General features: G+C 67.0%; 6 protein-coding genes and 1 riboswitch. All 6 genes read left to right on the top strand.

What is annotated here, in order from left to right; genetic code table 11:
• Positions 1 to 241: 241 nt before the first annotated feature.
• Positions 242 to 366: riboswitch (FMN riboswitch) on the top strand.
• Between the two features lie 14 nt (positions 367 to 380).
• Positions 381 to 1460: a bifunctional diaminohydroxyphosphoribosylaminopyrimidine deaminase/5-amino-6-(5-phosphoribosylamino)uracil reductase RibD gene (ribD, locus tag DVO78_RS08785; protein ID WP_238385214.1), complete on the top strand. Its 1080-nt coding sequence runs from the start codon at positions 381 to 383 to the stop codon at positions 1458 to 1460.
• Complete coding sequence (ribB, locus tag DVO78_RS08780; RefSeq protein ID WP_162301581.1) at positions 1461 to 3437, top strand: 3,4-dihydroxy-2-butanone-4-phosphate synthase; 1977 nt, start codon at positions 1461 to 1463, stop codon at positions 3435 to 3437.
• On the top strand, positions 3434 to 3934 hold the full coding sequence (gene ribH / locus DVO78_RS08775) for a 6,7-dimethyl-8-ribityllumazine synthase (protein WP_120004437.1): 501 nt from the start codon (positions 3434 to 3436) through the stop codon (positions 3932 to 3934). Before ribB ends, ribH begins: the two co-directional genes overlap by 4 nt.
• A gap of 132 nt (positions 3935 to 4066) precedes the next feature.
• The gene (locus tag DVO78_RS08770; protein ID WP_120004436.1) at positions 4067 to 4330 is read left to right on the top strand and encodes a phosphoribosyl-ATP diphosphatase; all 264 of its coding nucleotides are present in this window, start codon (positions 4067 to 4069) and stop codon (positions 4328 to 4330) included.
• A gap of 14 nt (positions 4331 to 4344) precedes the next feature.
• Positions 4345 to 5268 carry an ATP phosphoribosyltransferase gene (gene hisG / locus DVO78_RS08765; protein ID WP_120004435.1) on the top strand — a complete coding sequence of 308 codons (924 nt, stop codon included), beginning with the start codon at positions 4345 to 4347 and terminating at the stop codon, positions 5266 to 5268.
• A 13-nt stretch (positions 5269 to 5281) separates the two neighbouring features.
• Complete coding sequence (hisF, locus tag DVO78_RS08760; protein ID WP_120004434.1) at positions 5282 to 6046, top strand: imidazole glycerol phosphate synthase subunit HisF; 765 nt, start codon at positions 5282 to 5284, stop codon at positions 6044 to 6046.
• The last annotated feature ends 5 nt before the right edge of the window (positions 6047 to 6051 follow it).

The following is a 6051-nucleotide window of genomic DNA, read 5'->3' as shown; positions in this document are numbered from 1 at the left end:
CAGCTGGCTAGAGCATCACCTTGCCATGGTGAGGGTCGCGAGTTCGAATCTCGTCATCCGCTCAGTGTTAGTCCCGCCGGCGGGGAAACCCCGCTCGGCTCTCGGCCCGCTTACGCGGGCCTTCGCGCCTGAAGCCTAATTGGCGCCGCCGAGCTTTTCTCGGGTCAGAAACATGACATGAACATGACGCCCGGAGTCCTCCGACTCCGGGCGTCATGTGTTTTATGGCACTATAGATGTCACGTGCTTACGGGATCGGTGAAACTCCGAACCGGCGGTGACAGTCCGCGACCCGGCGCCCACTGCGCCGGCTGAACCGGTGAAACTCCGGTACCGACAGTCAGAGTCTGGAAGGGAGTAGCACAGAAGGAGACTGTTCATTGGGCACCGCCCACCTCACCGGCAGTGACGCCACCATGCGTACTGCGATCGACGCCGCACTGCTCGGCCCCCGCGGAGCCAACCCATTGGTCGGCGCGGCGCTGACAGACTCGCGGGGAAGCCTCATCGCCACCGGTTATCATCAGGGTGCCGGGACCTTCCACGCCGAACGTGACTGCCTGACCAATGCGCGCACCGCAGGAGTTGTCGATTTCACCGGCACCACCCTTTACACCACCCTGGAGCCCTGCAGCCACTACGGACGGCAGCCTGCCTGCACCGACCTGATCAGTGAAGCGGGGATCCGCACAGTGGTGATCGGCGCCCGCGATCCTTCTGTGAATGGCGGAGGCGGTGAGGTTCTGCGGGACAGGGGAGCAGACGTCGCCGTTGGTCAGCTGGGTCAGCAGTGCACTGAACTCAACCACCGCTGGAACCAGGCGGTCAGCCAGCAGCGGCCCTTCGTGACTGTCCACCTGGCGCAGAGCATCGATGCTCGGATTGCTGCAGCCGACGGCACCAGCCAGTGGATCACCTCGGCGGTGTCGCGGCGCCACACCCACAGCATCCGGCAGCGAGTCGATGCGATCATCGTGGGCACCAACACCGCGGAGATCGACGACCCCCGCCTCACCGCACGCCAGAAGGGCGGCGACGAGACGCTCGAGCAGCCGCTGCGCACTGTGATGGGACTGCGCGAACTGCCCGAACAAGCCCGACTGAGACAGGGGCGGCCCGAGGGCCAGGGATGGCTCCAGCTGCGTACCCGAGACCCTCTGGAAGCCTTGCAGACCCTTGCCGGAACCCAACACAACGGCTACCAGGTCAGGCATGTGCTGGTGGAGGGCGGCCAGTCAGTGCTCTCGGCCTTCTTCGCCGCCGACCTGGTCGACGAGATCTTCCTCTACAGCGCCCCGCTGATCCTCGGCTCCGGCCGGTCCAGCCTGGCAGATCTCGGCGTGACCACTCTGGCCGAGGCCCGCCGATACACCCTCGACGCCGCCGACGGCGGCCCGACCACCATCATGGACAACGACGTCTGTATTCACCTGCAGCCGGAGCCGAAGGGAGCTCACTGAATGTTCACCGGAATCATCACCGGCACCGGCCAGGTGATCGAACGAACCCCCGACCCCTCCAAAGGCGTGGAGCGCCTGAGCTTCGAGGCCCCCGGCCACCTGGAGGGGCTGGCCCTGGGCGGCTCGATCGCCGTCAACGGAGCCTGTGTCTCCGCAGTGGACATCAGTGGCGAGCGGCTGACCGTGGAACTGATCCCAGAGACGCTGAAGCGCACCACCTTCGCAGAGCTCGCCCCCGGAGACACCGTGAACCTGGAGCGCTGCCTGCCCGCCGGCGCCCGGCTCGACGGGCATGTGGTCCAGGGCCACGTGGACGGCATCGGCACCCTGACCGACCGCGACCTCAATGACGGCCGTCACCGGTTCGCCGTGCCCACGGACCTCGTTGAGTTCCTCGCCGAGAAGGGCTCGGTGGCGGTCGACGGCGTGTCGCTGACCGTCACCGGCACCGGGGAGGATCGGGACGGTTCTCACTGGTTCGAGGTGGGGCTGATCCCGGCCACCCTGGCCGAGACCACACTGGGCTCCAAAGAGCTGGGCAGCAACGTGAACCTTGAGGTCGACGTGCTGGCCAAATACGTCAAGCGGATGCTCACCTTCGGCCAGAAGGCGCCCGATGCCCCCTCCGCCCTGACGCCGGTGCCCCAGCCAGCGACACCCGCACCGCTGCTGGACCCCATCGAGGTGGCCCTGAACCAGCTCGCCGCCGGCCGCCCCGTCGTGGTGGTCGACGACGCCGACCGCGAGAACGAAGGGGACCTGATCTTCCCCGCCTCCGCAGCCACTGCGGAGCTGATGGGCTTCACCATCCGGCACAGCTCCGGGGTGATCTGCACCCCCATGACCGCAGAGCGCGCCCGGCACCTTGGACTGCCGCCGATGGTCACCGACAATGAGGACCCCAAAGGCACCGCCTACACCGTCAGCTGCGATGCCCTGGCAGTGGAGACCACCGGCATCAGCGCCTATGACCGCGCTGTCACCGCAGCCGCACTCGCCGACTCCGGCACCGAGGCCGCAGACCTCACCCGCCCCGGCCACATGTTCCCGCTCGTCGCCGATGCCCACGGGGTGCTCGGCCGTGACGGCCACACGGAGGCCGCAGTGGACCTGTGCAGACTCTCCGGCTACCCGGAGGTCGGAGTCATCGCCGAACTGGTCCATGACGACGGCTCCATGATGCGGCTGCCGGCACTGCGCGAGTTCGCCGACACCCACGAGCTGGCACTGATCAGCATCGCCGACCTCATCGAGTACCGCGGCGGCACTGCCAAGCCGGACGCGGTCCGCGAATCCTACCTCACCTCCTGGGAGGCGCCCGAAGAGGAGGCGCCCAAGCTGGTCACCGGCGGCCCGGTAGTCACCCTGCCCACTGACTTCGGCGTCTTCAACGCCCAGGTGTGGACCGAGCGGGCCACCGGACATGAGCACCTGCTGCTCTCTGCCCAGAATGCACAGGTCGAGAAGCCCCTGGTGCGGCTGCACTCCGAATGCCTCACCGGAGACGTCATCCACTCCCACCGCTGCGACTGCGGCACCCAGCTGGCCTCAGCCCTGGAGACCATCCACCAGACCGGCGGCCACCTGCTGTATCTGCGCGGGCATGAGGGCCGCGGCATCGGACTGGCCAATAAACTGCGGGCCTATAAGCTCCAGGAGCAGGGTGCGGACACCGTGGAGGCCAATGAGATGCTGGGGCTGGCCGCCGAACTGCGCGACTTCACCGGAGCAGCCGCCATCCTGCACTCAGCAGGCATCACCGACCTGAAGCTGCTGACCAACAATCCCGCCAAGGTCCAGGCACTGGCTGCCACCGGTCTGCGGGTCAGCCAGGTGCCCAGCAACGGAGTGGTCCACCCCGACAATGAGCGCTATCTGCGCACCAAACGGGACCGGATGGCCCATATGCTCGACCACCTGGCGCTCAATGAGCAGAATGAACCCACGCAGCGGACACTCACCAAGGAGCAGCAATGAGCGGAGCAGGAGCACTGACCATCGACCCGGCCGAGATGGAGGCCCTCCGGCATCAGGTCGGAGGCCTGCGCGTGGCGGTGATCGCAGCCCGCTGGCACACCCAGGTCATGGACGGGCTGACCGCCGGCGCCCGCCGGTTCCTGGCTGAGGCAGGGATAGACCACGACGCCGTCACCGAGCTCTCTGCCCCCGGCAGCTTCGAACTGCCGGTCCTTGCCTCTCGGGCGGCACAGACCCACCACGCCGTCGTCGCCCTCGGCGTGGTGATCCGCGGCGGCACACCGCATTTCGACTACGTCTGCTCCGCGGCCACTGACGGCCTGGTGCGGGTCTCAGTGGAGACCGGCATACCAGTGGGCTTCGGACTGCTGACCTGTGACACGGAGCAGCAGGCCCTGGACCGGGCCGGACTTGAGGGCTCCAGCGAGGACAAAGGGTACGAGGCTGCCCACGCCGCGGTGGCGGCTGCGGTGGCAATTGCCCAGCTGGACGGCTGAGACATGCCGCAGTGACCTGAGGCCCGAGCGAAGTGATGGGCCGACTTCAGGGCGTGAAGGCCGGCTCAAACCGGCCGGCAGAGACGGCGACCTGCGCGGCGCCCCGGGGCCAGCGCTGTAAGCTTGGGGGCGATGAAAACCTTCGACGAACTCTACGATGAACTTGCCCGTAAGGCAGCCGACCGTCCCGAAGGCTCGGCAACGGTGGCCGCGCTGGAGGCCGGGGTTCATCAGATCGGCAAGAAGATCGTCGAGGAGGCCGCCGAGGTCTGGATGGCTGCCGAGTATGAGTCAGACCAGCAGGCCGCCGAAGAGATCTCTCAGCTGATCTATCATCTGCAGGTCATGATGCTCGCCAAGGGAATCACGCCCCAGGACGTCTACCGTTACCTGTGAGAAAGGCTCGCACCATGTCTGAAAACCCCACTGTGCCCACTTCCGGCCAGAAGCTGCGCGTGGCCGTGCCCAATAAGGGTGCGCTCTCCGAGGCGGCGATGTCCATGCTGGCCGAAGCCGGCTATCTGCAACGCCGTGACCGTAAAGAGCTGGTCCTGGTGGACGAGGCCAACGGGGTGGAGTTCTTCTACCTGCGTCCCCGCGACGTCGCCGTCTATGTGGGCTCGGGAACGCTGCACGTGGGTATCACCGGCCGGGACCTGTTCCAGGACGCCCGCGTGGACACCGGTGCCACGGAGATCATGGGGCTGGGATTCGGCCGGTCCACGTTCCGCCTCGCCGGCCCGCAGGGCACATTCCGCGCCGCCGTGGACCTGGCCGGCAAACGGGTCGCCACCTCCTACGACTCCCTGCTGAGCCACTGGTTCGAGACCCAGGACATCGCTGCGGTCGATGTGGTGCACCTCGACGGAGCAGTCGAGTCCGCCGTCAGGCTCGGGGTGGCAGACGCCATCGCCGATGTGGTGGAGACCGGCAATACGCTCAAGGCCGCGGGAATGGAGGTCTTCGGCGATCCGGTGATGGTCTCCGAAGCGATCCTGATCTCCGGAAACGGCACCGCCGACGGTGCTGCCGGTCACGACGACGCCGCGGCGATCCAGCGTGACACCGAGCGCCTCATCCGGCGCCTCCAGGGTGTGCTGGTGGCTCGCCAGTACGTGATGATGGACTATGACATCCGCAAAGCCGACCTGGACGCCGCCATTGCCACCACCCCCGGCCTGGAGTCGCCCACCATCTCCCCGCTGGCTGATCCGGACTGGGTCGCCGTGCGCTCGATGGTGCCGGCCAAGAAGACCAACCAGCTGATGGACGAGCTCTACGAGCTTGGCGCTCGGGCTATCCTGGTCACCACGATTCACGCCTGCCGCGTCTAGCCGAAGGAGCGCTGTGTCACTGGCCGTACGGGTGATTCCCTGCCTCGATGTGGATGCTGGCCGCGTGGTCAAGGGGGTCAACTTCGAGAAGCTCCGCGATGCCGGAGACCCTGTGGAGCTGGCCCGGCGCTATAACGAGGCTGGGGCGGATGAGATCACCTTCCTCGACGTCACCGCCTCCTCCGACAGCCGCGAGACCACCTATGAAGTCGTCACCGGCACCGCCGAGGAGGTCTTCATCCCGCTGACCGTCGGCGGGGGAGTGCGCAGCGAGGCCGATGTGGACCGGCTGCTCAAGCACGGAGCGGACAAAGCCTCGATCAACACCGCCGCAGTGGCCCGCCCAGCGGTCATCAACGAGATCGTCGCCCGCTTCGGCAACCAGGTTCTGGTGCTTTCGGCTGATGTGCGCCGGAGCCTGGACACCGAGTCCGGGTTCGAAGTCACCACCCACGGCGGTCGCAGAGGGACCGGCATCGACGCGCTGGACTGGTGCGCCGAGGCCGCCGAGCGCGGCGTCGGAGAGATCCTGCTGAACTCCATCGATGCCGACGGCACCCAAGCCGGCTTCGACCTGGAGATGATTGCCGCGGTGCGCGCGGTCACCCGAGTTCCGCTGATCGCCTCCGGGGGAGCAGGCGAGCCCGAGCACTTTCCGCAGGCCGTCGACGCGGGGGCAGATGCTGTGCTGGCAGCCTCGATGTTCCACTTCGGGCCGGTTGACATGATTGCCAAAGTCAAAGACGCGATCCGGAAGGCGGGGCACAGTGTCCGATAACAGCG

It is taken from the genome of Nesterenkonia muleiensis (assembly GCF_003600155.1).
GTDB lineage: Bacteria > Actinomycetota > Actinomycetes > Actinomycetales > Micrococcaceae > Nesterenkonia > Nesterenkonia muleiensis.
The sequence above is the reverse complement of the archived record's forward strand: the minus strand, read 5'-3'. Positions and strand labels throughout refer to the sequence as shown.